This window comes from Streptomyces sp. NPDC026659 (genome assembly GCF_040638245.1).
In the GTDB taxonomy this organism is placed as follows: Bacteria; Actinomycetota; Actinomycetes; order Streptomycetales; family Streptomycetaceae; genus Streptomyces.
The window spans coordinates 408,750-434,526 of the sequence record NZ_JBEZXY010000002.1 but is presented as its reverse complement, the minus strand read 5'-3'; the positions used below and the strand labels follow the sequence as shown (position 1 = coordinate 434,526).

Annotated in this window: 22 protein-coding genes; 9 read left to right on the top strand and 13 right to left on the bottom strand. The window is 71.3% G+C overall.

Features of this window, described 5'->3' with window-relative positions; translation table 11 throughout:
• Window positions 1-22: 22 nt before the first annotated feature.
• The 3 genes from AB0E91_RS06570 to AB0E91_RS06560 form a co-directional block, all read right to left on the bottom strand.
• The gene (locus AB0E91_RS06570) at window positions 23-2,419 is read right to left on the bottom strand and encodes a glycosyltransferase family 39 protein (RefSeq protein ID WP_361776163.1); all 2,397 of its coding nucleotides are present in this window, start codon (window positions 2,417-2,419) and stop codon (window positions 23-25) included.
• An 86-nt stretch (window positions 2,420-2,505) separates the two neighbouring features.
• Entirely contained in the window at window positions 2,506-4,332 is a 1,827-nt protein-coding gene (locus AB0E91_RS06565) for an ABC transporter ATP-binding protein (protein ID WP_361776161.1), read from the bottom strand.
• A 99-nt stretch (window positions 4,333-4,431) separates the two neighbouring features.
• Window positions 4,432-4,563 (bottom strand): hypothetical protein, encoded by a 132-nt coding sequence (locus AB0E91_RS06560; protein WP_361776158.1) that lies wholly within the window; start codon window positions 4,561-4,563, stop codon window positions 4,432-4,434.
• Between the two features lie 390 nt (window positions 4,564-4,953).
• On the opposite strand from AB0E91_RS06560, the gene AB0E91_RS06555 reads away from it, so the two are divergent.
• Window positions 4,954-6,987 (top strand): thioredoxin domain-containing protein, encoded by a 2,034-nt coding sequence (locus tag AB0E91_RS06555; protein WP_361776155.1) that lies wholly within the window; start codon window positions 4,954-4,956, stop codon window positions 6,985-6,987.
• Between the two features lie 119 nt (window positions 6,988-7,106).
• On the opposite strand, the gene AB0E91_RS06550 is transcribed toward AB0E91_RS06555, so the two are convergent.
• A complete protein-coding gene (locus AB0E91_RS06550) occupies window positions 7,107-7,835 on the bottom strand; it encodes a Mut7-C RNAse domain-containing protein (RefSeq protein ID WP_361776152.1) in 729 nt (242 codons plus the stop codon).
• A 49-nt stretch (window positions 7,836-7,884) separates the two neighbouring features.
• Window positions 7,885-8,568: a hemolysin III family protein gene (locus AB0E91_RS06545; RefSeq protein ID WP_361776149.1), complete on the bottom strand. Its 684-nt coding sequence runs from the start codon at window positions 8,566-8,568 to the stop codon at window positions 7,885-7,887.
• A 379-nt stretch (window positions 8,569-8,947) separates the two neighbouring features.
• Between AB0E91_RS06545 and AB0E91_RS06540 the strand changes: the two genes are divergently transcribed.
• Window positions 8,948-10,780, top strand: coding sequence for a phosphoenolpyruvate carboxykinase (GTP) (locus tag AB0E91_RS06540; RefSeq protein ID WP_361776146.1), 1,833 nt, complete (start codon window positions 8,948-8,950; stop codon window positions 10,778-10,780).
• A gap of 6 nt (window positions 10,781-10,786) precedes the next feature.
• Here the strand turns inward: AB0E91_RS06540 and AB0E91_RS06535 are convergent, their stop codons facing one another.
• Together AB0E91_RS06535 and AB0E91_RS06530 are read right to left on the bottom strand one after the other, a co-directional pair.
• Entirely contained in the window at window positions 10,787-11,215 is a 429-nt protein-coding gene (locus tag AB0E91_RS06535) for a hypothetical protein (RefSeq protein ID WP_361776144.1), read from the bottom strand.
• A 114-nt stretch (window positions 11,216-11,329) separates the two neighbouring features.
• On the bottom strand, window positions 11,330-12,541 hold the full coding sequence (locus tag AB0E91_RS06530; protein WP_361776141.1) for a pyridoxal phosphate-dependent aminotransferase: 1,212 nt from the start codon (window positions 12,539-12,541) through the stop codon (window positions 11,330-11,332).
• Window positions 12,542-12,676: 135 nt separating this feature from the next.
• Between AB0E91_RS06530 and AB0E91_RS06525 the strand changes: the two genes are divergently transcribed.
• A complete protein-coding gene (locus AB0E91_RS06525; protein WP_361776138.1) occupies window positions 12,677-13,366 on the top strand; it encodes a hypothetical protein in 690 nt (229 codons plus the stop codon).
• A 26-nt stretch (window positions 13,367-13,392) separates the two neighbouring features.
• Here AB0E91_RS06525 and AB0E91_RS06520 read toward each other — a convergent pair whose 3' ends face one another.
• The 3 genes from AB0E91_RS06520 to AB0E91_RS06510 all read right to left on the bottom strand — a co-directional run bounded on the left by AB0E91_RS06520 (window position 13,393) and on the right by AB0E91_RS06510 (window position 16,332).
• Window positions 13,393-14,223, bottom strand: coding sequence for an aldo/keto reductase (locus AB0E91_RS06520; RefSeq protein ID WP_361776135.1), 831 nt, complete (start codon window positions 14,221-14,223; stop codon window positions 13,393-13,395).
• A 77-nt stretch (window positions 14,224-14,300) separates the two neighbouring features.
• Entirely contained in the window at window positions 14,301-14,606 is a 306-nt protein-coding gene (locus AB0E91_RS06515) for a hypothetical protein (RefSeq protein ID WP_361776132.1), read from the bottom strand.
• A gap of 16 nt (window positions 14,607-14,622) precedes the next feature.
• Window positions 14,623-16,332: a sodium:solute symporter family protein gene (locus tag AB0E91_RS06510; RefSeq protein WP_361776129.1), complete on the bottom strand. Its 1,710-nt coding sequence runs from the start codon at window positions 16,330-16,332 to the stop codon at window positions 14,623-14,625.
• 356 nt (window positions 16,333-16,688) lie between these two features.
• On the opposite strand from AB0E91_RS06510, the gene AB0E91_RS06505 reads away from it, so the two are divergent.
• Window positions 16,689-17,531 (top strand): serine protease, encoded by an 843-nt coding sequence (locus AB0E91_RS06505; RefSeq protein ID WP_361776126.1) that lies wholly within the window; start codon window positions 16,689-16,691, stop codon window positions 17,529-17,531.
• Between the two features lie 22 nt (window positions 17,532-17,553).
• Here the strand turns inward: AB0E91_RS06505 and AB0E91_RS06500 are convergent, their stop codons facing one another.
• On the bottom strand, window positions 17,554-19,164 hold the full coding sequence (locus AB0E91_RS06500; protein WP_361776123.1) for a D-aminoacylase: 1,611 nt from the start codon (window positions 19,162-19,164) through the stop codon (window positions 17,554-17,556).
• Between the two features lie 12 nt (window positions 19,165-19,176).
• The gene (locus AB0E91_RS06495; RefSeq protein WP_361776120.1) at window positions 19,177-20,454 is read right to left on the bottom strand and encodes an amino acid deaminase; all 1,278 of its coding nucleotides are present in this window, start codon (window positions 20,452-20,454) and stop codon (window positions 19,177-19,179) included.
• A 169-nt stretch (window positions 20,455-20,623) separates the two neighbouring features.
• Here AB0E91_RS06495 and AB0E91_RS06490 point away from each other — a divergent pair, with 169 nt between their 5' ends.
• The 5 genes from AB0E91_RS06490 to AB0E91_RS06470 all read left to right on the top strand — a co-directional run bounded on the left by AB0E91_RS06490 (window position 20,624) and on the right by AB0E91_RS06470 (window position 25,245).
• Complete coding sequence (locus AB0E91_RS06490) at window positions 20,624-21,682, top strand: sugar kinase (RefSeq protein ID WP_361776117.1); 1,059 nt, start codon at window positions 20,624-20,626, stop codon at window positions 21,680-21,682.
• Window positions 21,679-22,443 (top strand): IclR family transcriptional regulator, encoded by a 765-nt coding sequence (locus AB0E91_RS06485; RefSeq protein ID WP_361776114.1) that lies wholly within the window; start codon window positions 21,679-21,681, stop codon window positions 22,441-22,443. The genes AB0E91_RS06490 and AB0E91_RS06485 overlap by 4 nt, the downstream gene beginning before the upstream one ends.
• Window positions 22,440-22,850 (top strand): RidA family protein, encoded by a 411-nt coding sequence (locus AB0E91_RS06480; RefSeq protein ID WP_199585142.1) that lies wholly within the window; start codon window positions 22,440-22,442, stop codon window positions 22,848-22,850. The genes AB0E91_RS06485 and AB0E91_RS06480 overlap by 4 nt, the downstream gene beginning before the upstream one ends.
• Before the next feature lie 138 nt (window positions 22,851-22,988).
• Window positions 22,989-24,545, top strand: coding sequence for an SLC13 family permease (locus AB0E91_RS06475; protein WP_361776110.1), 1,557 nt, complete (start codon window positions 22,989-22,991; stop codon window positions 24,543-24,545).
• Window positions 24,546-24,621: 76 nt separating this feature from the next.
• The gene (locus AB0E91_RS06470) at window positions 24,622-25,245 is read left to right on the top strand and encodes a hypothetical protein (RefSeq protein WP_361776107.1); all 624 of its coding nucleotides are present in this window, start codon (window positions 24,622-24,624) and stop codon (window positions 25,243-25,245) included.
• A 33-nt stretch (window positions 25,246-25,278) separates the two neighbouring features.
• On the opposite strand, the gene AB0E91_RS06465 is transcribed toward AB0E91_RS06470, so the two are convergent.
• Window positions 25,279-25,749: a hypothetical protein gene (locus AB0E91_RS06465; protein ID WP_361776104.1), complete on the bottom strand. Its 471-nt coding sequence runs from the start codon at window positions 25,747-25,749 to the stop codon at window positions 25,279-25,281.
• Between the last annotated feature and the right edge of the window lie 28 nt (window positions 25,750-25,777).

Sequence of the window (25,777 nt, the reverse complement as noted above, 5' to 3'; positions counted from 1 at the left end):
GGGCGGGCTCGGGTGTGCGGGGTCAGCCGACGTCGGACGGGTCCAGGCGGTAGACGGCCGACTGGTTCTGCTGCGACGTGGACTTCTCCGAGGACTTCTCCGTGGACTTCTCCGAGGACTCGGCGGACTTCGAAGAGGACGTGGCGGAGGACTTCGCCTCGGACGACGACTTCCCGCCGTACGCGCTCTCGTTCACCTTCGTCCCGTGCTTCTCCACCCACTGGGTGATCTGCTGGCTCAGGTTGTCGCCGCCGCCCATGCCGCCGAAGCCGCCCATGCCGCCGCCGACCTGGACGTAGTGCAGCTCGCCCTTCCCGACCAGGTCCTTGAGCTTGTCCAGCGTCATCGCCTTGTCGGTGCCGATGAAGCCGAACATCGAGATGACCGGCCGGCCGGAGCTGAGGATCATCTGGCCCGCCGACTGCGAGTTGGAGACAGCGATCAGCCACTTGGCGCCGTCCTGGTGCTTCTCCAGGTACGAGATCAGCTTGGTGTCCGCCGTACCGCCGGGACCGCCGCCGAAGCCGCCACCGCCGAAGCCGCCACGGGACATCTCGCCCCCGCCGGGGAACTCGCCGCCCTTCGCGCCGCCGGAGCCGCCGTTCGGCATTTCGCCGCCGTTCGGCAGCTGGCCGCCGCCGGGCATCTCGCCGTTGCCGCCGCCGAAGCCGCCGCTGGGCATTTCTCCCCCGTTCGGCAGCTGGCCGCCGTTCGGCATCTCGCCACCGCCCGGCATCTGTCCGCCGCCCGGGAAGCCGCCGCCGTTCGGCATTTCGCCGCCGCCGGGGAACTCGCCGCCGCCCGGGAACTCGCCGTTCGCCCGGCCCGTGGCCGACGCGGAGCCGCCCGGCATCCCGCCCCGGCCGCCGAAGCCCCCGAAGCCGCCGGTGGACGGTCCTGCCGTCGGGTTCACGCCTCCCATGCCGCCTCCCATGCCGCCGCCGGAGGAGCCGAAGGCGGGGGAGACCGCGTAGGCCGTGGGACCGGCCAGGCCGGCGACGAGGGCCGCCACCACCGACGCGCCCAGCAGGCGCGCCCGGCTGCCGGACCGGAAGACGTACAGGCCGACGACCCCCAGGACCGCGAGGACGCCGACGAGCGGCCACAGCCAGGTGTTCCAGTCGGTGGCCCGGCGGAGCAGGACGATCGCCCAGCCCGCGGTGATCAGGACCCCGGCGGGCAGCACCCATGTCCAGCGGGCGTCGCCGCTGCGGAAGGCACGCCACAGGAGGACGCAGCCCGCGCCGGTCAGCGCCGCGAGGCCCGGGGCGAGGGCGGTCGTGTAGTACGGGTGCATCGTGCCCTCGGCCATGGCGAAGGTCACGTAGTGGAGCACGGACCAGCCGCCCCACAGGATCAGCGCGGCGCGGGCGATGTCGGTGCGCGGGGCGCGCCGGTACAGGACCAGACCGGCGACGAGGGAGAGGGCGGCGAACGGGATCAGCCAGGAGATCTGGCCGCCGAGGGTGTCGTTGAACAGCCGGCCGAGGCCCGCGGTGCCGGAGAAGCCGCCGCCCATCTGGCCACCGCCCATCCCGCCTCCGCCGCCCCCGCCGTTGCCGTCGCCGCCGAGAATCCGGCCCAGGCCGTTGTAGCCCATGATCAGGTCCCAGGCGCTGCCGTCGGTGGAGCCGCCGATGTACGGGCGCTCGGAGGCGGGAACCAGGGAGACGGCGACCGCCCACCAGAAGCTGGAGACGACGAGTACGACTGCGGCAAGACCCAGCTGCGCGGCCTTCTGCGCCCAGCCGAGCCGCGACGCGATCAGGTAGACGGCGAACACGGCGGGCAGGGCGATCCAGCCCTGGAGCATCTTGGTGTTGAAGGCGAGGCCGAAGCACGCGGCCGAGCCGAGCAGCGGCAGCAGCCTCCCGTCACGGGTGGCGCGCAGCGCGAGGGCCGCGCCGGAGACCATCAGCAGCGAGAGGATCGTGTCGGGGTTGTTGTCCCGGTTGATCGCGACCGTGATGGGGGTGAGGGCGAGGGCGAGTGCGGCGATTGTCGCCGCGACGTGGCCGAAGGAGCGCTTCACCGAGGTGTGCAGGATCGTGATCGAGCCGAGCGCGGCGAGCACCTCGGGCAGCATCATCTGCCAGGTGCCGAAGCCGAGGATGCGGCACGACAGGCCCATCACCATCAGCGCGAACGGCGGCTTGTCGACGGTGATGAAGTTCTGTGCGTCCAGCGAGCCGAAGAACCACGCCTTCCAGCTCTTCGTGCCGCTGTAGATCGCGGCGCTGTAGAAGCTGTTGAGGCTGGAGCCGGACAGGTTCCAGCTGTACAGCACCGCCGCCAGGACGAGGATCACGCCCAGGGCGGGCAGCGCCCAGCGGGGGGTCTTCTCCTCCGCGGGGACGGGTGGGGCCGGTGGCTCCCGGTCGGGGGAAGCGGGCGAGGTCGTATGCAGGGCAGATGTCACCCCCGTACCGTGTGGCACGGGGGTGGGCGCGCGCTGTGCCGACCCTGTGAGCCGGATGTGGGATTCGGGCCGGGCCGCCTCGCGGCTCACGACGGCACGTCCTCCCACACCGGCATGCGCAGTTCACCCGTGTCCATGACGGCGTTGTTCTGCGAGCGGTGCAGCCGCGCGTACGCCCCGCCCCGGGCGAGGAGTTCGTGATGGCGGCCGGTCTCCACGATCCGGCCGCGGTCCACGACGAGGATACGGTCCGCGTCGGGGGCGAGGTTCAGATCGTGGGTGATCATGATGGTGGTGCGGCCCGCCATCAGGCGGCGCAGCGGCCGTACGATCCTGCGGGCCGCCATCGAGTCCAGGCCCGTGGTCGGCTCGTCCAGGACCAGGACGGGGCCGTCGCGCAGGATGGCGCGCGCGATGGCCAGGCGCTGGAACTGGCCGCCGGAGAGCCGGGCCGAGTTCGGGTCGACCTCGGTGTCGTAGCCGTCGGGGAGCCGGGTGATGAAGTCGTGGGCGTCGGCCGCCCGCGCCGCCGCCTCGATGGCCCCCGCGCTGGCGCCGGGGCGGCCGCACGCGATGTTGGCACGCACCGTGTCGTGCAGGACGAGGGTCTCCTGCGGCAGCAGGGTGACGTACTCGCGCAGCCGGGCCAGCGGGAAGTCGCGCAGCGGCACGCCGTCCAGGAGGATGTCGCCCGCGTCCGGGTCGTAGAAGCGGAGCAGCAGCTTGGACACCGTGGACTTGCCCGCGCCGCTCGGGCCCGTGATGATCACCAGCTCGCCGGGGCTGACCGTGAAGGACAGGCCGGTCAGGGCGGTCCTCGCGGCGCCCGGGTAGCGGAAGGAGACGCCCCGGACCTCGACCGTTCCGTCCGGGCGGCCGGCCTCCGTCTCCTGACGGGGGTCGGCGACCGAGGGCTGCGCGTCGAGGACCTCGACGAGCCGTTCGGCGCCCGCGGTGGCGGCCGTGACGGTGAGGCCGAGCTGGGCGAGCCCGCGCACGGGCGGGTAGAGGTAGCCGAGGAAGGCCGCGAAGGCGAGGAGCTGGCCCAGCGTCATGCGGCCGGTGGAGATCTCCCAGGCGCCGATGCCGATCACCGCGAGCACGCAGACCGTCTCGATGACCTGGACCAGCTGTTCGTACGCCTCGTTCAGACGGCTGGAGCGGACGGAGGCGCGGAACCAGGCGCCCGCTTCCCGGTGCAGCCTGCGGCGCTCGGCGTCCCTGCGGTCGTACGCCTGGGTGAGGACGATGTTGCCGAGGGACTCCTCCACCACCGAGATGATCGCCCCGTCGGCGACGCGGCCTTCCCGGGAGACCTTCCTTATCGATCCGGAGAAGCGCCGGGCGGCCAGCCAGAACAGCGGCGCGAGGACGAAGGTGGCGGCGGCCAGGTCCCAGCGCAGCCAGAACGCGGCGGCCGCGTAGAAGAGCGCGGAGAAGGCCGCCGAGGCCGCGCCCACCAGGCCGGAGGCGACCATGGTCTCGATCGCCTCGACGTCGCCGGTCAGCCGGGAGAGCAGATCGCCCTGGCGGTGGTGCTGGAAGAAGTGCGGGGGCAGCCGCTGGACGTGGTCGAAGACATGCTCGCGCAGTCGCATCACGAAGCGCTCGCTCACCCAGGTGGCCAGCGAGTTGCCCGCGTAGGCGACGATCGCGCCGAACACCGCCGTTCCCAGCCATTTCCAGGCCGGGCTCCAGAATGCCGCGAGCGATCCCTTCTGCAGCGCGTGATCGGTGAGATCACTGAACAGCAGGATGGCCTCGGTCTCGGCGAGCGCGGCGAGCATGGTGCACACCCAGATGACGAACAGCCATTTTCTGAGCCCCTTGGTGAGCGGCCAGAAACGCCGAAATGCTGTTCTGGCGGAGATTGTGGGAATTTCGTGTTCGAATTCCTCGGAATCATCGGACATGGGAATCGCCGAAGTCATGAGAGGGACCTCCCGCTGTCGCTGGGCAGGGAAAAGGGGGCCGACGGTGTACCGTCGGCCCCCCTTCGGCTCAGCGCCGGATCAGTGGTTGTGGCCGGGAAGCGGCTTGGGGGCCGGCTTGTGGGCGTGCTTCTTCGGCTTCGGCTTGGGCGGCGGCGGGAGCAGCTTCGACTTGGGCTTGGGGGGCAGCGGGGAAAGCTTCTTGAAGCTCATTTCCGTCTCCTGAAGTTGCGTTCTTTCTGGTCCATCGAATTCCGCGTCCGGAACCCGATAACGAAGAAGTTACACGCCTTGCGTGTCCCTGGAAGCCGAAAACGGCACAGGTTCGCTGTGAATACCCTGAGATAAGCTGGGGGTTTGTTGATAACGCTGAGAAGGCCCTCGGTGGCGGGTAACGCGAAGGCAAAACCGGATGCCCCGGAGCCGGATCGGCGGTAGTGGTCGCCGTCCGGACCACTGGGCGGAGCGGGCAGCAGCAGGCGGTGATGCCAGGGTGTCCGATTCACCAGAGCGCGATGGCGCGCAGCGGGGCGGTCCGGCCGAGCGGGACCGGGCTTGTGCGGCCTCACCGGCGCGACCGGCCATTGTGAGAGGCTGGATCGCATGAACCGGCTGGCTGGTGTGACCTCGCCTTATCTGCTGCAGCACGCTGACAACCCGGTCGACTGGTACCCCTGGTCGCCGGAGGCGTTCGAGGAGGCGAGGCGGCGGGACGTGCCGATCCTGTTGTCCGTCGGGTATTCCGCGTGCCACTGGTGCCACGTCATGGCCCACGAGTCCTTCGAGGACCAGGACACCGCCGACTTTCTCAACGAGAACTTCGTGAGCGTGAAGGTCGACCGTGAGGAGCGGCCCGACATCGACGCCGTGTACATGGAGGCGGTGCAGGCGGCGACCGGGCAGGGCGGGTGGCCGATGACCGTGTTTCTGACGCCGGATGCCGAGCCGTTCTACTTCGGTACGTACTTCCCGCCCAGGCCCCGCAGCGGGATGCCGTCGTTCCGGCAGGTGCTGGAGGGCGTGCGGCTGGCGTGGGAGGACCGGCGGGACGAGGTCGGGGAGGTCGCCGGGAAGATCGTGCGGGATCTCGCGCAGCGGGAGATCGTCCAGCAGGGGACCGAGCCGCCGGGGGACGTCGAGCAGTCGCAGGCGCTGCTCGGGCTCACCCGGGAATACGACCCGCAGCGCGGCGGATTCGGCGGGGCGCCCAAGTTCCCGCCGTCCATGGTGCTGGAGTTCCTGCTGCGCCACCACGCCCGCACCGGCTCCGAGGGCGCCCTGCAGATGGCCCAGGACACCAGTGAGCGCATGGCACGCGGCGGTATCTACGACCAGCTCGGCGGCGGCTTCGCCCGCTACTCCGTCGACCGCGACTGGGTCGTGCCGCACTTCGAGAAGATGCTCTACGACAATGCGCTGCTCTGTCGGGTTTACGCCCATCTCTGGCGCACCACCGGTTCCTCCCTCGCCCGCCGCGTCGCGCTGGAGACCGCCGACTTCCTCGTCCGCGAACTCCGCACCGAGCAGGGCGGGTTCGCCTCCGCGCTGGACGCCGACAGTGACGACGGCACCGGCCGCTCCGTCGAGGGGGCGTACTACGTCTGGACGCCCGAGCAACTGCGCGCGGTACTCGGCGACAAGGACGGTGAACTCGCCGCCCGCTACTACGGCGTGACCGAGGAGGGCACCTTCGAGCACGGTCGGTCCGTCCTCCAACTCCCTCAGACGGAGGGCGTGTTCGACGCGGACCAGATCGCCTCAGTCCGCGAGCGGCTGCTTGCCGAGCGCGCGCTGCGCCCCGCCCCCGGCCGGGACGACAAGGTCGTCGCCGCCTGGAACGGCCTCGCCGTCGCCGCGCTCGCCGAGACCGGCGCCTACTTCCGCCGCCCCGACCTGATCGAGGCCGCGGTGGCCGCCGCCGACCTGCTGGTCCGGGTGCACCTCGACGAGAACGGCCGCCTCGCCCGCACCAGCCGGGACGGTCGGGTCGGTGCCAACGCCGGGGTCCTGGAGGACTACGCCGACGTCGCCGAGGGCTTCCTCGCGCTCGCCTCCGTGACCGGCGAGAGCGTCTGGCTGGACTTCGCCGGGCTGCTCCTCGACCAGGTGCTCGCCCGCTTCGCCGACCCGGAGACCGGCGCGCTCTACGACACCGCCTCCGACGCCGAGCAGCTGATCCGCCGCCCGCAGGACCCCACCGACAACGCCACCCCCTCCGGCTGGACCGCCGCGGCCGCCGCCCTGCTGAGCTACGCCGCCCACACCGGCTCCGAGGCCCACCGCACCGCCGCTGAACGGGCGTTGGGCATCGTCACGACACTCGGCCCCCGCGTCCCGAGGTTCATCGGCTGGGGCCTCGCCGCCGCCGAGGCCCTCCTCGACGGTCCCCGCGAGATCGCCGTCGTGGGCCCCTCGCTCGCCGACCCGAAAACCGCCGCCCTCCACCGCGCGGCCCTCCTCGGCACCGCCCCCGGCGCGGTGGTCGCGGCAGGCGACACGAACACCGAGGGATTCCCCCTCCTCGCCGACCGCCCCCTGGTCTCCGGCGAACCCGCGGCCTACGTCTGCCGCCACTTCACCTGCGACACCCCGACCACGGACCCGGAAACCCTGAGAAGAACCCTCAATACCAACTGACCGGCCCCGGTCTCACCGAGAAGGGCAGCCAGCCCAAAGGGGCGCGGGGAACTGCGCGACCAGCCACATCGAGCCCGCACCCGCCAACGCTCCCCGCCCCCTCTCCCCGGATGGCGCCCTCAAGACCGCCGGAGATCCATCGCCTGGGAGACGATCGCCTCCAACTGCGAATGGTGCGCCCCCTTCCAGTACGCCCGCCCACACTCCGCGCACGCCGCGAAAACGTCGTACGACCTCCGCGTACCGTCCTCCAGCCGGTCCGCCACCTCCTCCGCCGAAGCCGAGCGCAGCGGGCCGTTGCAGGCGGTGCACCGCGTCCACGGGCGCAGCTCGGGCTCGAAGCGGTCCAGGATCTCGCGGAGCTGCTCCTCGGGGCGGGTGCTGTAGACGTACGCGCCGGCCCACAGCTCGCGGCGGCGCAGCAGGCCGCGGTCACGGCTCAGCATGACCCTCCGCTCGGCGGCGGAGCGCGCGGCCAGCGCCGGGTCGCCGATGTCGAGGGACTCGTACGCGGTGTCCACGCCGAGCAGGCGCAGCCGACGCGCGAGGGTGCCGAGGTGGACGTCGAGGAGGAAGCGGAGCGGGGCGCCGGGTACCCGCTGGGGGTGGGGGACCGGGCGGACGGTCACCGACTCGCCCGGTGCCGGGAGGTGTGCGGGCGGTACCTCGTGGCCGTCGGCGAGCAGGGTGCCGACCTCGGTCAGGGGGATGCCGAGGGACTCGACGAGGTGGCCGAGGGTCGAGACGCCGTCGACGCCGACCTCGCAGACCCCCGCGCCGCGTCGCGCCGAGGGGAGGAACAGGCGCAGTTCAGGGGCGACTTCGACGTGGATACCGGGTGTGCTCACCTCGTCAGCATCGCACGGCGGGCCGCCCCCATCGCAGCGTGTTTCCCGCTCAGGCGTGCTGGTAGGCCACCAGCGAGATGCAGACGTAGTGGACGATGAACGCGGCCAGGGTGAAGGAGTGGAAGACCTCGTGGAAGCCGAACCAGCGCGGTGAGGGGTTCGGCCGCTTGATGCCGTAGATCACGCCTCCGGCGCTGTAGAGGAGGCCGCCGACGATCACCAGGACCAGGACGGCGATGCCGCCGGTGCGCAGGAAGTCGGGCAGGAAGAAGACGGCGGCCCAGCCCATGGCGATGTAGCACGGGGTGTAGAGCCAGCGCGGGGCGCCGACCCAGAAGACGCGGAAGACTATCCCGGCGGCGGCGGCCCCCCAGATCCCCCACAGCAGCCACTGCCCCTTGGCGCCGGGCAGGAGCAGCAGGGTGAGCGGGGTGTAGGTGCCCGCGATGATCAGGAAGATGTTGGCGTGGTCGAGGCGGCGCAGGATGCCGTCCATCCGGGGGCTCCAGTTCCCCCGGTGGTACAGCGCGCTCACCCCGAAGAGCAGGCATGCCGTCAGGACGTAGATGCCACAGGCGATCCGTCCCCGGGTGGAGTCGGCGAGGGCGGTGAGCACCAGGCCCGCGATGAGCACGGCCGGGAACATCCCGAGGTGCAGCCAGCCACGGAGCCGGGGCTTGACGGAGTGTGGCAGGGAGAGCGCGGCGGGAGCGGACGCAGTCATGGGCCGCATCGTACCTACGGCACCGTAAGTTACGGATCAGACCCCCACGGTGTGCGTTCAAGGTCATCGTCTCACGCGCGACACCCGTCCCGTACGCAAAGAATGCGCCAGCGAAATTCCATGGGAAGGCAAAGCGTGTCCGGGTTGTCCAGCGGGAACACGGACGGCGTGGCCGTGCTCACTCCGCTCACCTGTGACGCGCTATGGACAGATGGGCGCTCGCGTCGGATGATCAAATGAGTGCGATCGGCACCGGATGAGCGGCCACCCGACCGGGATGCCGTACGGCGTCCGGGCCGCAGCCCCGGGGGCGTGCGACGCAACCCTTGCGGGGCCGACGGAAGAAGACCCCCACCGGGGTCACGGAAACCCTCACCTAGGAGCGATCGTGGCGCGCGACAATGCGGCTCCCACCGTCATCCCCACCACCCATCAGGAACTGATCTCGTGGGTCAACGAGATCGCCGAACTGACGCAGCCGGACAACGTGGTCTGGTGTGACGGCTCCGAGGCCGAGTACGAGCGCCTGTGCCGGGAGCTGGTCGACAGGGGCACCTTCACCGAGCTGGACCCCGTCAAGCGCCCGCACTCGTACCACGCCGCTTCCGACCCGACCGACGTCGCCCGGGTCGAGGACCGGACCTTCATCTGCTCCGAGAAGGAGGAGGACGCCGGTCCCACCAACCACTGGAAGTCCCCCGGCGACATGCGGGAGATCTTCCAGGGTGCCGGGGGAGAGGGCGGCCTGTTCCGCGGCTCGATGCGCGGCCGCACGATGTACGTCGTCCCCTTCTGCATGGGACCGCTCGGCTCCCCGCTCTCCGCGCTCGGCGTGGAGATCACGGACTCCCCGTACGTCGTCGTCTCGATGCGCACGATGACGCGCATGGGCAGCGCCGTCCTCGACGAGCTGGGCGACGACCGCGACTTCGTGAAGGCCGTCCACTCGCTCGGCGCCCCGCTGGAGGAGGGCCAGGAGGACGTCGCCTGGCCCTGCAACCAGACCAAGTACATCTCGCACTTCCCCGAGACCCGCGAGATCTGGTCCTACGGCTCCGGCTACGGCGGCAACGCCCTGCTCGGCAAGAAGTGCTACGCCCTGCGCATCGCCTCCGTCATGGCCCGCGACGAGGGCTGGCTGGCCGAGCACATGCTGATCCTCAAGCTCACGCCTCCGCACGGGGAGCCGAAGTACGTCGCCGCCGCCTTCCCCTCCGCCTGCGGCAAGACCAACCTCGCCATGCTGGAGCCCACCGTCTCCGGCTGGAGCGTGGAGACCATCGGCGACGACATCGCGTGGATGCGCTTCGGTGAGGACGGCCGGCTCTACGCGATCAACCCCGAGGCCGGTTTCTTCGGCGTCGCGCCCGGCACCGGCGAGCACACCAACGCCAACGCGATGAAGACCCTGTGGGGCAACGCGGTCTTCACGAACGTCGCCCTCACCGACGACGGCGACGTGTGGTGGGAGGGCATGACCGAGGAGCCGCCCGCGCACCTCACCGACTGGAAGGGCAACGCGTGGACGCCCGGGTCCGAGACCCCGGCCGCCCACCCCAACGCCCGCTTCACGGTGCCCGCCGACCAGTGCCCGATCATCGCGCCCGAGTGGGAGGACCCGCGCGGGGTGCCGATCTCCGCGATCCTCTTCGGCGGGCGCCGCGCCACCGCCGTACCGCTGGTGACCGAGTCCTTCGACTGGGACCACGGTGTCTTCCTCGGCGCCAACGTGGCCAGCGAGAAGACCGCCGCCGCCGAGGGCAAGGTGGGCGAGCTGCGCCGCGACCCCTTCGCGATGCTGCCGTTCTGCGGCTACAACATGGGCGACTACATGGCCCACTGGATCGACGTGGCCAAGGACAAGGACCCGGCGAAGCTGCCGCGGATCTACTACGTCAACTGGTTCCGCAAGGACGGCGAGGGCCGGTTCGTGTGGCCCGGCTTCGGGGAGAACAGCCGCGTCCTGAAGTGGATCGTGGACCGGCTCGACGGCCGCGCCGAGGGCGTCGAGACCCCGATCGGCGTGCTGCCGACCCGGGAGTCCCTGGACACCGACGGGCTCGCCCTGTCCGACGCCGAACTCGATCTGCTGCTCACCGTGGACCGGGACATCTGGCGCGAGGAGGCCGCGCTGGTCCCCGACCACCTGAACACCTTCGGGGACCACACCCCGAGGGAGCTGTGGGACCAGTACCGCGCGCTGGTGCGGCGCCTGGGCTGAGCGGGGTCAGCGGGCCGCGCTGAGCTGCCTCGGCGCGGCCGGCCCCTGCTCGGAGGGGTCGGGGGCGTGCGCGTCCATCCGCTCGGCGGCGAGGATCGCGGCGCCCGTGTCCGCGCGGGAGGCGGCGACGACCAGGGCGCGCCCGGCGAGCGTGTGCGCCCGGCGGTGCAGCCGTACGGGGTCGCCGGACGCCGCCGGAACCGCCCGCACCGGGGGCCTGCCGCCGCGCAGCCGGGCCACCTGTCCGGCGAGCCGCTCGGCGGCCGCGTCCAGATCGGGGTCCGGGGCCGTCCCCCGCAGCTCGTCCGTGACGGCGAGCAGCGCGGCGAGGTGTCCGGCGAGCTGGATGTCCAGCTCCTCCTCGCGCGAGCGGTGCGGGAAGTCCGAGGCCGCCGGGGTGCTGTGGACCGACTTCGTGCGGATCGCTTCGTACATGGGACGGCCTCCTCTGCGCTGACAGGAAACCATCCTAGCTTGGATTCAGTCTAAAGTTGAGTCGAGTCACGGACGGCGGCCCGGTTGTCACGGCCGGTACCGCCCTTCGCGCGTTTACGGCTGCCCGTAGCCGTCCAGGAACGTCCCGATCCGGGTCACCGCGTCCGTCAGATCCGCCACGTTCGGCAGCGTCACGACCCGGAAGTGGTCCGGCTCGGGCCAGTTGAAGCCGGTGCCCTGGACGACCATGATCTTCTCCTCGCGCAGCAGGTCCAGGACCATCTGCCGGTCGTCCTTGATCTTGAAGACCTTGGGGTCCAGGCGCGGGAAGAGGTAGAGGGCGCCCTTCGGCCGGACGCAGCTCACGCCGGGGATCTGCGTCAGCAGCTCGTACGCCGTGTCCAGCTGCTCCTTCAGCCGACCGCCCGGCAGCACCAGGTCGTTGATCGACTGGCGGCCGCTGAGCGCGGCGGCGACCCCGTGCTGGCCGGGCATGTTGGCGCACAGCCGCATGTTGGCCAGGATCGTCAGGCCCTCGATGTAGGAGTCGGCGTGCGCGCGGGGCCCGGAGAGGGACATCCAGCCCACCCGGTACCCGGCCACCCGGTACGCCTTCGACATGCCGTTGAAGGTGAGGGTGAGCAGGTCGGGGGCGACCTTGGCGGTGGGGGTGTGGGTCGCGCCGTCGTAGAGGATCTTGTCGTAGATCTCGTCGGAGCAGACCAGCAGGTTGTGGCGGCGGGCGAGGTCGGTCAGGCCCTTGAGCATCGCCTCGTCGTAGACCGCGCCCGTGGGGTTGTTCGGGTTGATGATCACCAGGGCCTTGGTGCGGTCGGTGATCCTGCGCTCGATGTCGGCCAGGTCGGGCATCCAGTCGGACTGCTCGTCGCACCGGTAGTGCACGGCGGTGCCGCCGGACAGGGAGACGGCCGCCGTCCAGAGGGGGTAGTCCGGAGCGGGGACCAGGACCTCGTCGCCGTCGTCGAGCAGGGCCTGCATGGCCATCACGATCAGCTCGGAGACGCCGTTGCCGATGAAGACGTGCTCCACGTCGGTCTCGATGCCGAGGGTCTGGTTGTGCATCACCACCGCGCGGCGGGCGGCGAGCAGGCCCTTGGCGTCGCCGTACCCGTGGGCCGTGGAGACGTTGCGGAGGACGTCCTCCAGGATCTCCGGGGGGCACTCGAAGCCGAAGGCGGCCGGGTTGCCGGTGTTGAGCTTCAGGATGCGGTGACCGGCTGCCTCCAGTCGCATCGCCTCCTCGAGCACCGGGCCCCGGATCTCGTAACAGACGTTGGCGAGCTTGGTCGACTGGATCACCTGCATGACGTGAGCTTACGGCCCCCGGCCGGGCGTCGCGTCGTGTTTTGCACCACGTGTGACGGTCGGTTTGCGGGGATTTCGCGGCCGGATGCCCCAGGGGTGTTCGGCGCGGCTTCCACGTCTCTAGAATTCGCGATCATGTCTAGCGAACGCGAGTACGAGGCGGGGGCGTACGGCGTGCACGAGGCGGCAGGCGCGGCCCCGGTCCCGCCCCCCGTCTACTACCAGCCGCAGCCCGCCGCGGCCCCCACGTACGACGAGTACGCCGACCCGGCCGCCGCGCACGGCTGGCAGAAGGCCTACGACGCGACCCGTGAACTCCCGGTCATCACACCCTTCATGGAGCCGCCGACGCCCGCCCCGGCCCCGGCGGAGGGCTCCCGAGCGGCCGCGCGGCGACGGCGCAGCAGCGGGCGTCGCCGGGTGGCGGTGGCCGGTGCCGTGGTCGGCACGGTCGGGGCCGCCGCTGCCGCGATCGCGGGCCTGGTGGCCTCCCCCTCGGGGGGCGACAGTCCGGCCGCCGACCGGGTCACCCCCGGCGCGTCCGAGGCACCCGACGCGCTGCCCGACGCGGCCGAACCGCAGACCTCGGCGTCGGTCGGCACCCCCTCCGCCGCGCCGTCCTCGGTCACCCCGTTGCGCGCCACCACGCCGGTGGCCGCGCTGCCTGCCGTCGCGTCGAGCGCTCCCGTGAGCGCTTCCCCCACCGAGAAGGCGTCACCGACGGCCCTGCCGACCGCGACGACCGCCCTCCCGACGGCCCTGCCGACCCCGACCGTCAGCGAGGGCTGGCCCACGCACGGAGGGCGGCACCGGCACCACTGGTGACGGCCACTCCCGCCCGCCGGTGCTCCTCAGAACTCCTCGTGGGTCTCCGGGTCGCCGCCGGTACGGCCCCGCTCCAGGGCGGAGAGCGCCGCGATCTCCTCCTCGGTCAGCGTGAAGCCGAAGAGGTCGAGGTTGGCCCGACGGCGCTGCGCGGAGCCGGACTTGGGGATCGGCAGGGCGCCGAGGTCCAGGTGCCAGCGCAGGACGATCTGGGCCGGGGTCACCCCGTGCCGGCCGGCCGCCGCGACGACGGCCGGTTCGGCGAGGAGTTCGCTGCCCCGGCCGAGCGGGCTCCAGCTCTGGACGGCGATGCCCCGGGCGGCATGGGCGGCGCGCTGGTGGGCCTGGGGGAAGCGGGGGTGCAGCTCGATCTGGTTGACCGAGGGCAGTACACCGGTCTTCTCGTGCAGCCGGTCGATGTGCCGGTCGGTGAAGTTGCTGACCCCGATGGAGCGTACGAGGCCCTCCGCGCGGAGGTCGATCAGCGCGCGCCAGGAGTCGACGTACTTGTCCAGGCGGGGCAGCGGCCAGTGGATGAGGTAGAGGTCGAGGTGGTCCACGCCGAGCCGCTCGGTGGACTCGGCGAACGCTCGGCGGGTCTCGTCGTAACCGTGGGCGCTCCCGCGCACTTTGGTGGCGAGGAAGACCTCCTCGCGGGGCAGGCCGCCGGTCGCGATCGCCCGGCCCACGGCGGCCTCGTTGCCGTAACTGGCGGCGGTGTCGATCAGGCGGTAGCCCGCCTCGAAGGCGTCGCGTACGGCCGCCTCCGCCTCGGCTCCCTCCAGCGGGTAGGTGCCGAACCCGACGACGGGGATGGTCACGCCGTCGGAGAGGACGCGGGTGGGGGCTGTGGTCATGGGATTCCTCGGTCTGGAGCGGATGACGCGTCCGCCCGGCGCCGTGGGACCGGTCGCCGGGCGGACGTGACGGGGGATCAGGCGGTGGGTGCGGGAGCGGCCTCGGGGGTTTCCCGTACGGGCTCCGCCATGGGCTCGCGCAGGGGCCGGAGCAGGGTCCACGCGGCGAATGAGGCCGCGAAGGCGAGCATCGCGAGGCCGCACCAGAGGTTGACGTTCCAGCCTCCGGTCTTGCGCAGGTCCGCCGCGCTCGCTCCGGACGCGCCCATGGCGGTGAGCACGGTTCCGTAGATCCCGAACAGGGCCGCGATGATGCTGCGCAGGTCGAGCAGCAGGTGGAAGCCCCTCAGGGGCCGGGTCTGTTGGGGGTCGTTCTCGGACATCGTGGGTCTCCGTATCTCACCAGAAGGCGATGTTCAGGGCGGTGGCGAGGGCGAGCACCCCGACGGCGAGCACGCCGGGCCTGCGGTACCAGCCCGCGTCCTCCCCGGTCGTCTCGTGGGCGCGGCTCTCGCGCGGGGTCAACGACCAGACCAGGCCCACCAGTTCGGCGTCGCTCTTGGGCTTGGTCACCAGCGAGACGGCGACGCTGAGCAGGATGTCGGCCGTGAAGGCGGCGATCGCGCCGAGGAAGCTGGCGCCCTGTCCCGAGAGGTGCAGCACACCGGTGCGGTTGAGCAGGTCGATGGTGACCGCGGCGGTGGTGCCCGCGATGAGCCCGATGCCGCCGGCCGCCGGGGTCATGCGCTTCCAGAACATGCCCAGCAGGAACGTGGCGAACAGCGGCGCGTTGAAGAACCCGAACAGCGTCTGGAGGTAGTCCATGATGTTGCCGAAGTTCCCGGCGATGAACGCGGTGCCGATCGCCACCACGCAGCCGACCACCGTGAGCACGCGGCCCGCGCGCAGGTAGTACGCGTCCGGCCGGCCCTTCTTCACGTACGTCTGCCAGATGTCGTAGGTGACGACCGTGTTGAAGGAGCTGACGTTGGCGGCCATGCCCGCCATGAAGGCGGCGAGCAGACCCGCGATGGCGATGCCGAGCATGCCGTTGGGCAGCAGGTCGCGCATCAGCAGCTCGATGGAGTTGTTGAAGGACACCCCGTTCAGGCTCTGCACCGAGGGGTCCGCCGCGTTGGCCGCCTTGAGCGCGGCGAGCTGGGGCGAGAGCACCGCGGCGACCATGCCCGGGATCATGATCAGCAGGATGAGCAGGGTCTTGGGGTAGGCGCCGATCAGCGGGGTGCGGCGGGCGGCGGACATGCTCTTGGCCGACAGCGCGCGCTGGACCTCGGTGAAGTTGGTCGTCCAGTAGCCGAAGGAGAGCACGAAGCCGAGGCCGAGGACGATGCCGAGCACGGAGAGCGTGGAGCTGCCGATGCCGGTGAGGTTGGTGCCCGGCCAGGAGTGCAGCTGCAGCGCGGAGTTGGCGTTGTCGTGCTCGATCTTCCCGACCAGGCCGCTCCAGCCGCCGACCCGGTGCAGCCCGACGAACGTGAGCGGGAGCAGCAGCGCCAGGATGACGAAGAACTGCATGACCTCGTTGTAGATCGCCGCCGACAGCCCGCCGAGCAGGGTGTAGACGAGGACGATGACGCCCGCGGCGAGGATCGACAGCCAGGTCGGCCAGCCCAGCATCAGGTTGACCACCGTGGACAGGGCGTAGAGGTTCACGCCCGCGATCAGCACCTGGGCGAGCGCGAAGCTCGCCGAGTTGACCAGGTGGGCGAAGCGGCCGAAGCGGCGCAGCAGGAACTCCGGGACGCTGCGGACCTTGGAGCCGTAGTAGAACGGCATCATCACCAGGCCGAGGAACACCATGGCCGGGATGGCGCCGATCCAGTAGTAGTGCACCGAGGGCAGGCCGTACTGCGCGCCGTCCGCCGTCATGCCCAGGATCTCGACCGCCGCGAGGTTGGCGGAGATGAAGGCGAGCCCGGTGACCCAGGCCGGCATGGAGCGGCCGGAGAGGAAGAAGTCCATGCTGGAGGCGATCTTCCGGCGGGCGAGCGCGCCGATGCCCAGCACGAAGGTGAAGTACACCGCGATCAGCGCGTAGTCGACGGGCTGCGCGTTCAGCCGCAGATCGGCCTCAGCGAGTGCGTACACCGCACGCTCCTTCCGGCTGCGCGGCCGCCGCTCCGCTCGGCGGAGGTCCGACGGGGCCCGGCGACGCTGCCGGGTCCGGCACGGCTTCGATCATGTTGGTAGTCCCTGCTGTCCGACCTGGCGTTTTATTGGTTAGGAAGGACTCCTAACCAAAGAATTGCGCGTCAACGTAACAGCGGGGGCGGGGGGTCGCAAGGGTTTGGGAAGGAGTCCTCACCAAAACCCTGGGGGGTCGCGCCGGGGCGGCTGTGAAAAGACGCCTTCTTGTCCTCTCTTGTGCGCCCAATGACAATGCGCATGACAAGACGGACGGCTGGAAGATCTCCGGCCGTCCGCTCCGCAGAGAGGACCCCCACATGAACAAGCCTCTCCTGGCCGCGCTGTCCGCCCTGGCACTCGCGGGGCTCGGCACGGTTCCGGCGGCCGCCGCGTCACCGGCCAAGGCCGCACCCCAAGTCAAGGCGGTGGCCGTCGACTTCGCCGGGACGGTCTCGCTCAGCAACTGCTCCGGCTCCGTCGTCCGCCTCCCGAACTCCGCCGACGCCGACCCCGCGCTCGTGCTCACCAACGGGCACTGCCTGGAGACCGGCTTCCCCGAGCCCGGCGAGGTCATCACCGGCCAGTCCTCCAGCCGCACCTTCGGCCTGCTCAACTCCGCCGGGACCAAGGTCGCCACGCTCCGCGCCAACCAGGTCGTCTACTCGACCATGACCGACACCGACGTCACCCTCTACCGGCTGACCACCACCTACGCGGCCATCAAGAGCTCGTACGGCATCAACGCGCTCGCCCTGAGCGACAGTCACCCGGTGGCCGGCAGCGCCATCAAGGTCGTCTCCGGATACTGGAAGCGGATCTACAGCTGCAACGCCGACGGGTTCGTCTACCGGCTCAAGGAGGGCGGCTGGACCTGGAAGGACTCGCTGCGCTACACGTCCGCGTGCAACACCATCGGCGGCACCTCCGGCTCGCCCGTGATCGACACCGCCACCGGCAAGGTCGTCGCGGTGAACAACACCGGCAACGAGGACGGCGGGCGCTGCACCGAGAACAACCCCTGCGAGGTGGACGAGAACGGCACAGTCACCGTCCGGCAGGGCATCAACTACGCCGAGGAGACCTACCAGATACCGGCCTGCTTCACGACCGGCAACAAGCTGAACCTGGGCGCGGCCGGGTGCGTGCTGCCCAAGCCGTAAGCATTTCAGGCGGGTTGAGCGGTCACAGCGGAGTGCGCCGTACCGCCCGGCCCGCCAGCACGTCCGTGCGCCGGCCGTCCTCGATGACGAACCGGCCGTCGACGAGGACGTACGGAATCCCGGTCGGCAGTGTGCGCGGCGCCGCGAACGTGGAGCCCGCGCCGACCGTCTCCGGGTCGAACAGCACCAGGTCGGCGCGGTAGCCCTCGCGCACCAGGCCCCGGTCCGGCAGCCGCAGCCGGGCCGCGGGCCGCGCGGTGAGACGGGCGACGCACTCCTCCAGGCCCAGTACGCCCAACTCCCTTGCGTAGTGGCCGAGATAGCGCGGGAACGTGCCGTATGCGCGCGGGTGGGGCTTGGCGCCCTGGAGGATGCCGTCCGAGCCGCCGGTGTGGGCGCGGTGGCGCATGATCGCGCGGACGTTCTCCTCGTGGCCGACGTGCTGGAGGATCGTGGTGCCGAGCCGGTCCCCGACCAGCAGCCGGTGCGCGGTGGTCCAGGGTTCCTCGCCGCGCTCGTCCGCCAACTCCCTTACGGTGCGGCCGACATGGTGGGCGAGGGTGGGGTCGCTCACGCCCGAGATCTCGATCGTCTCCCACTCCACCGGCACCCCGTGGCAGCCGTCGGCGCCGGTGACCTCCAGGTCGTGCCGGACGCGTGCGGCCGTCGCCGGGTCGGTGAGGCGGGCCAGGACCGACGCCGGGCCGCCCTCGCTCGCCCAACTCGGCAGCAGGGCCGCGAGGGTGGTGGAGCCGGGGGTGTAGGGGTAGGTGTCCAGGCTGATGTCGGCGCCCGCGTCGAGCGCGTCGTCCAGCAGGGTCAGCAGCTCGGGCGCGCGGCCCTTGTTCACACCGAAGTTCATGGTGGCGTGGGCGAGATGGAGCGGGCAGCCCGCTTCCCGGGTGAGCGCCACCATCTCGGCGTACGCCTCCAGGGCGCCCGCGCCGTAGGAGCGGTGGTGCGGGCAGTAGTAGCCGCCGTAGGAGGCCACCACCTTGCAGAGTTCGGTGAGTTCGGCGTTCTCGGCGTACATGCCGGGGGTGTAGGTGAGACCCGAGGAGAGGCCGACGGCGCCCTGTTCCAGGCCCTCCGCGACCAGTTGGCGCATCCGGTCCAGCTCGGCCGGGGTCGCCGGGCGGTCCTCCCAGCCGACGACGAGCGCGCGGACGGTGCCCTGCGGGATCAGATAGGCGGCGTTGACCGCGATGCCCCGGTCGAGGCGGTCCAGATACTCACCGACCGAGCGCCAGTCCATGTCGATGTCGTCGCCGTACCCGTTCCACCCGGTGATCGCCCGGCGCACCTCCTCCAGCGTGCGGTCGTCCACCGGGGCGTACGACAGCCCGTCCTGGCCCAGGACTTCGAGCGTGACGCCCTGCGCGGCCTTGGCGCTGTGGTCGGGGTCGCGCAGCAGGGCCAGGTCGGAGTGGGCGTGCATGTCGATGAAGCCGGGGGAGAGGACCAGCCCCTCGGCGTCCAGCTCGCGCGTCGCGCGCGGGCGCTGACAGCCCGAGGCCGCGGCCTCCTTGACGATCTGGACGATCCGACCCTGGTGGATCACCACATCGGCGCGGTAGGAGGGCGCACCGCTGCCGTCCACCACGTCGGCGTCCCGGATGACGAGCTGGTCCACGGCCCCGGCCTCCTAGAAGAACGTGCGGATGTATTCCACGACCGTGCCGTCCGCCTCCGCCACGGGGATCAGCGGCCACTTGTCGAAGGACGTGCAGGGGTGGGAAAGGCCGAAGCCGATCCAGTCGCCCACCATGACATCGGCCTCCGGTGTGGTGCGCAGCCACATGTGCTGGTCCGACAGGGCGCTCACCTCGACCCCGGTGGCCGGCCGCTCCACCCCGTCCCGGCGCACCACCTGGGCCTCGGGCAGATCGAGGTCGTACGCCGCGTCCCGCTTGCCCGCGTTGGCGAACGCCTGGCCGGGCTCGGGCCGGGAGACCACCTGCGCCCACAGCCGGAACGCGGGCTCCAGGGCGCCCTCCTCGGGCACCCGGTTGAAGGGGGTGATCCTGCGGTAGTGCCCGTCGTCGTGCGAGAGGTAGGCGCCCGAGCGAAGCAACTTCAGTACCGGGCGCGACAGTTCGGGGAACTCCGCGAACACCTCCGCCACCGCGTCGAACCAGGCGCTGCCGCCCGCGCTCACCACGATCTCGTCCGCCCCGGCGAACCGGCCCTCCGCGTCCAGAGCGGCGGCGAGTGCGGTGAGCCTCTTCAGATAGGCGGCCACGCGCTCCGGGTCGGCCTTCGGCACCTCGCCCTCGTAGCCCGCGACGCCGACCAGGCGCAGGGTGCTCGTCGCGGCCACGGCGGCGGCGACGGTCAGGCAGTCCGCCTCCGTACGGGCGCCGGTACGCGCCCCCTCGCCCGCGGCCAGCTCCACCACCACGTCCACCGGGCGCCCGGTGCCCGCGAGGGCCGCGTCCATCAGCTCGACCCCGCGCACGGAGTCGACGTAACAGACGAAGCGGAAGCCGGGGTCGGCGCTCAGCTCGGCGGTGAGGCGGCGGAGTGCGGCCGGGTCCACCAGCTCGTTGGCCAGGAAGATCCGCTCGATGCCGAACTCCCGTGCCACCCACACCTGATGGGGCGCCGCGACCGTGATCCCCCAGGCGCCGCGCTCCACCTGGCGCGCGAAGAGCTGCGGGGCCATCGAGGTCTTGCCGTGCGGGGCGAAGGCGAGTCCGTGCCGCTCGGTGTACGCCTCCATCAGCGCGAGGTTGTGCTCCAGGCGCTCGGCGGACAGGGCGAGCAGAGGAGTGGAGAAGTCACCGGAGAAGAGGTTGCGCCGCTGCTTCGTCAGCTCGCCGACGGTCAGGCCGGCGGCGTCCGGCGGGAGGCCCTTGAAGCGGTGGTCGACCCGTTCCCCGGCGAGCCGGGACAGCGCGTCGGTGCCGGTCTCACGGGCCATGGAAGCCTCCTGATCTGCGGCGTTGCGATATGTGCAACGTCCATTGCGTATGTCGCTGACTGCTGTCTAACATCTCGGCCAACGCGGGGTCAACGAAGTCGTCACCCCGGACCCCCGGGGCCCCGGCTGTGCGGACCCCCGGACCCATGGACGAGGAGCCGAGACCATCGTGACCGCCGACGGACAGCCGAGCGCCGGACCCGACGCCGTGGATGTCGTCGCCCTCGGCGAGTCCATGGTCACCTTCCTGCCCACCCGCCCCGGCCGCCTCGCCGACGTGCCCGCCTTCGAACGCGGCATCGGCGGCGCCGAGTCCAACGTCGTCTGCGCCCTCGCCGCCGCCGGGCACTCCGCCCGCTGGGTCGGCCGGGTCGGCGCCGACGGCTTCGGCCGGCACCTGGTGGAGCGGATCGCCTCCCACGGCGTCGACACCGGCGCCGTACGCGTGGACCCCGGTCGGCCCACCGGCATCTACTTCCGCACCGCCGCCGACCGCGCCACCGACGCGCACGAAGTCGCCTACTACCGGGCCGGATCGGCCGCCTCCGCGATGTCCGTGGACAACGTGGACCTCGCGGCGGTGGACGCCGGACGCGTGCTGCACCTGTCCGGGATCACGGCCGCGCTGTCCGCCGACTGCCTGGAACTTATGCGCGCGCTCACCTCACGTCGGCCCGGGCGCCCGGTGGTCTCCTTCGACGTGAACTTCCGGCCCGCGCTGTGGCGGGACGCCTCCGACGCCTCGGTGCTGCTGGAGCTGGCCCGGGGCGCCGACATCGTGTTCGTGGGCGCGGACGAGGCGGAGGACGCCTGGAACGCGCGGGGCGGCGCCGACGCCGTACGGCGACTGCTGCCCGAACCCCGGGTCCTGGTCGTCAAGGAGGGCCCGCACGGCGCCACGGTGTACGAGCGCACCGACACCGGTGAGCGCACGGTGCGTGTCCCCGCCCTCGCCGTCGACGTGGTGGCGACCGTCGGCGCGGGCGACGCCTTCGCCGCCGGGTTCCTCTCCGCCACCCTGCGCGGTCTGTCCGTACGGGACCGGTTGCGCCACGGCCACCTCATGGCCGCCGCCGCCCTCACCGCCCCCGGCGACCTCGCCGCGCCGCCCGCCCGCGACCACGCCGACCGGCTGGCCGCCCTCGACGACCACGCATGGGAGAGACTGCGACTCGGCCCCGGCTGGACCGGAACCGGCCAGGTCACCGAGGAGACGAGCACCCCATGAGCCAGACCGTGGACCGCGCCCTGAGCATCCTTCCGCTGCTCGCGGAGGGCCCCGCCGACCTCGGCCAGGTCGCCGGCCGGCTCGGCGTGCACAAGTCCACCGCCCTGCGCCTGCTGCGCACCCTGCACGAACACGGCCTGGTCTACCGCCAGTCCGACCAGCGCTACCGGCTCGGCGCCCGCCTCTTCGCCCTCGCCCAGGAGGCGATGGAGAGCCTCGACGTCCGCGAGATCGCCCACCCCCATCTCCTGCGCCTCAACGAGGCATGTGGACACACCGTGCACCTCGCCGTCCACGAGGAGAACGAGGTGCTCTACATCGACAAGGTCGACAGCCGCTACCCGGTGCGGATGTACTCGCGCGTCGGCAAGCCCGTCGCCATCACCGTCGCGGCCGTCGCCAAGCTGCTCCTGGCCGACCTGCCCGAACCCGAGCGCCGCGCCCTCGCGGAACGGCTCGACTACCCCCTCTACACGGCCCGTTCCACCCCCAACTCGACCGCTTTCCTGCGCGAGTTGGAGAAGGTGCGCGAACAGGGCTGGGCCACCGACCTCGGCGGCCACGAGGAGTCCATCAACTGCGTCGCGGCCCCCATCCGCGGCGCCGACGGGCGGGTGGTCGCCGCGATGTCGGTCTCCGCGCCGAACGTCGTCGTCACCGCCGACGAACTCCTCGCCCTGCTCCCGCAGGTGCGCCGTACCGCGGACGCGATCAGCGGCGAGTACTCCGGAAGAACCCCAGTGAAGGACCCCACCCCATGACCGACAAGATCGCGCTCACCCCGAAGACCCACACGACCCCGCCCGCGAAGTTCTCCCACGGGGTGCGGAAGGGCAACATCCTCCAGGTCGCGGGCCAGGTCGGCTTCCTCCCCGCCGAGGAGGGCAAGGCCCCCACCCCCGCCGGACCCACCCTGCGCGAGCAGACCCTCCAGACCCTCGCCAACGTCAAGGCGATCCTCGAGGAGGGCGGCGCGAGCTGGGACGACGTGATGATGATCCGCGTCTACCTGACGGACGTGGACCACTTCGCCGAGATGAACGGCATCTACAACACCTACTTCGAGGAGCAGGGGCTCACCCAGCCTCCCGCCGCCCGTACGACGGTCTACGTCGGCCTTCCGGCGGGGCTCCTCATCGAGATCGACGCGCTGGCCGTACTCGGCTGAGGTCGCGTCCCTCTCGCACCACCCGCACCAACCCGCACCAGGTACACGGCACGGCATTCCCCTCGGGGTGCCGTGCCGCGCTCCACCCTGCCCGAAAGCCCGATGCACGTACGGTACTCACGCAGAGGACCCCCTCTCATGTCCTTCTCCCTCGCCGCACCAGCCCCCGCAGCGCCACCCCACACCGGTGGACTGCTCCTGCTCCTCGACGGCACGCCCGGCCTGCTGACCGTCGCCGGAATCGGTATCGCCCTGCTGCTCTTCCTGATCATCAAGGTGCGACTCCAGCCGTTCGTCGCCCTGCTCGCGGTCTCCATAACCGTCGGCCTGCTGGCCGGCCTCTCGGTCACCGAACTCTTCGGCACCGTCCAGCGCTCCGACGCCGTCTCCACGCTGGAGTCCGGCATGGGCGGCATCCTCGGTCACGTCGCGATCATCATCGGCCTCGGCACCATGCTCGGCGCGATCCTGGAGGTCAGCGGGGGCGCGGAGGTACTGGCGGCGCGGCTGCTGCGGCTGTTCGGCGAACGCCGGGCGCCGCTCGCCATGGGCCTGACCGGCCTGATCTTCGGCATCCCGGTCTTCTTCGACGTGGGCATCTTCGTCCTGGCCCCGCTGGTCTACGCGGCCGCCAAGCGCGGCGGCAAGTCGATCCTGCTCTACTGTCTCCCCCTGCTCGCGGGCCTCTCCATGACCCACGCCTTCCTGCCGCCGCACCCCGGCCCGGTGGCCGCGGCGGGACTGCTGCACGTGCAGCTCGGCTGGGTGGTGCTGATGGGCATCGTGTGCGGCATTCCGGCGGTCCTCGCGGCGTGGGCGTACTCCGCGTGGGTCGGCCGGCGGATCTTCGTCCCCGTACCGCAGGACATGGTGGAGGCGGCGGAGGAGGCCCGGCGGACGGTCGCGGCGGAGCGGGTGGCCGCGGTGGAGCGGCCGGTGGTCGTGGGACAGCGGGGGGCGTCGGGTACTGATGCGCAGGCATCGGAAGATGAACCGCAGTCCGCTGTTGCCGAACCCCAGGAGAAGCCCGTCCCGTTGGGTGTCGTACTCGGCATCATCGGCACCCCGCTGGTGCTGATCCTCGCCGCGACGTTCTCCTCGGTCGCGCTCGACCCCTCCACCGGCCGGTCGGTCATCGAGTTCTTCGGTCACCCCTTCGTGGCCCTCACCCTTGCGCTGCTGCTCGCGTACTACCTGCTCGGCATCCGGCGCGGCTGGTCCCGCAAGTCCCTGGAGAACGTCTCCACCGCCTCCCTCAAGCCGGTCGGCAACATCCTGCTCGTGGTGGGCGCGGGCGGGATCTTCGGCGCCGTACTGAAGGCCAGCGGGGTCGCGCAGGCGCTGTCGGACACGTTCCACGGCGTGGGGCTTCCGGTGATCGTCCTGGCGTACCTGATCTCGCTGGTGCTGCGGGTCGCGCAGGGCTCGGCGACCGTGGCGATCGTGACGACGGCGGGCATCGTGGCGCCGCTGCTGTCGGAGGACCACCACTCGGCGGCGTTCGCCGCGCTGGTCATCATGGCGATCTCGGCGGGCTCGATCTTCGCCTCGCACGTCAACGACGGCGGCTTCTGGATGGTGGCCAAGTACTTCGGCATCACCGAGCGGGACACCCTGAAGACGTGGACCGTCCTCGAATCGGTGCTGTCCGTCGCCGGGTTCGCGATGGCGGCGGTGGTGAGTGTGTTCGTCTGACGGCAGGTTGGGGACTTACCGGTGGGAATGGAGCGCCGGGTGGTTCCGGCACAGGTAAGTCGTCCATACTGCCGCCGTGGACCAGCGCATAGGATCGAGCAGCAAGCCCGAGAAGGGCGAGCCCCTCACGGGCGCCGGATTCGACCCGGCTTTCATCCCCGGCCTGACGCCTCCGGCGAAGCCCGAGCCGAAACCGGAGGCGGACGGCCCGGTCGCGGAGGCGGAGGAGGACGGCCCGGTGCCGGAGGAGGAACGGCCGGCAAAGGCCGACGCCGACGCCGAGCCCGTGGCGAAGGCGGACACCGAGGTGGCGCCCGAGGCGAAGGCGGACACTGAGGCGGAGCCCCCGGCGGAGGCCGGCGCCGTGGCGGACGCGCGGGACGAGCCGGAGAAGGCCAACGCCGACGCCGACGCCGTCGACGGCCCGGCCTTCGAAGCCTCCGACCGCCGCGCCCGCATACTGGCGGACCGCACCGGCGTCCACCTCACCCTGGACGAGGAGAACTGCGAGTTCACCTGGGCGGAGATCGCCGCCGTCGAAACGGAGTCCTCCCGCTTCGGCAAGCGCTTCACGATCACCGTCCACACCCCGGACCACCGCTGGTACCCCATCGAGATCGAGGCCAAGGCCCGCGCCGACTTCAAGCAGTGGGAGTCGGAACTGGACGCGGTGCTGGACGCGTACTTCGAGGAAGCCTGAGCGTTCCGCGCGTGAAGGCCCCGCGTGGGGCCTTCACGGCAGCCCGGGGAGCAGGGCCAGCCACTCCGACAGCTCCCGGTGGATCGGGTCGTCCACCGGGAGTACGTCACGCATCGGCCGCAGCAGCGTCAGCACGTTCTTGATACGGCGCAGCCGCAGCATCTCCAGCCGGGGAAGCGCCCGCCAGTCGACGGCCTCCGCCGCCACCCCCGCCGGTGATGCCCCGAACTCCCGGAAGACCGTCTCGCAGAGAAAGACCGGGTCACGTATCAAGTCGCCCCGTCGCACCCCGAATTCCTCGATCGCGTAGACCCGCACGGCGACCACATCGGCCAACGTCCCAAGCGCACAGGCGTCACCGCCCTCACTCCTCAGCCGACACGCGGTCAGCGCAAGCCGCACCCACCGATACCGCGCCCCGGCGTCCTGCCCCTCGTCCCGCATACGAAGGACCGCCAACTCCCGCAGGGCTTCCCAGGTCTGGTTGTCGTAGTACGCCGTCACGCTGACCTCCCGTCGACTCGCTCGTTGA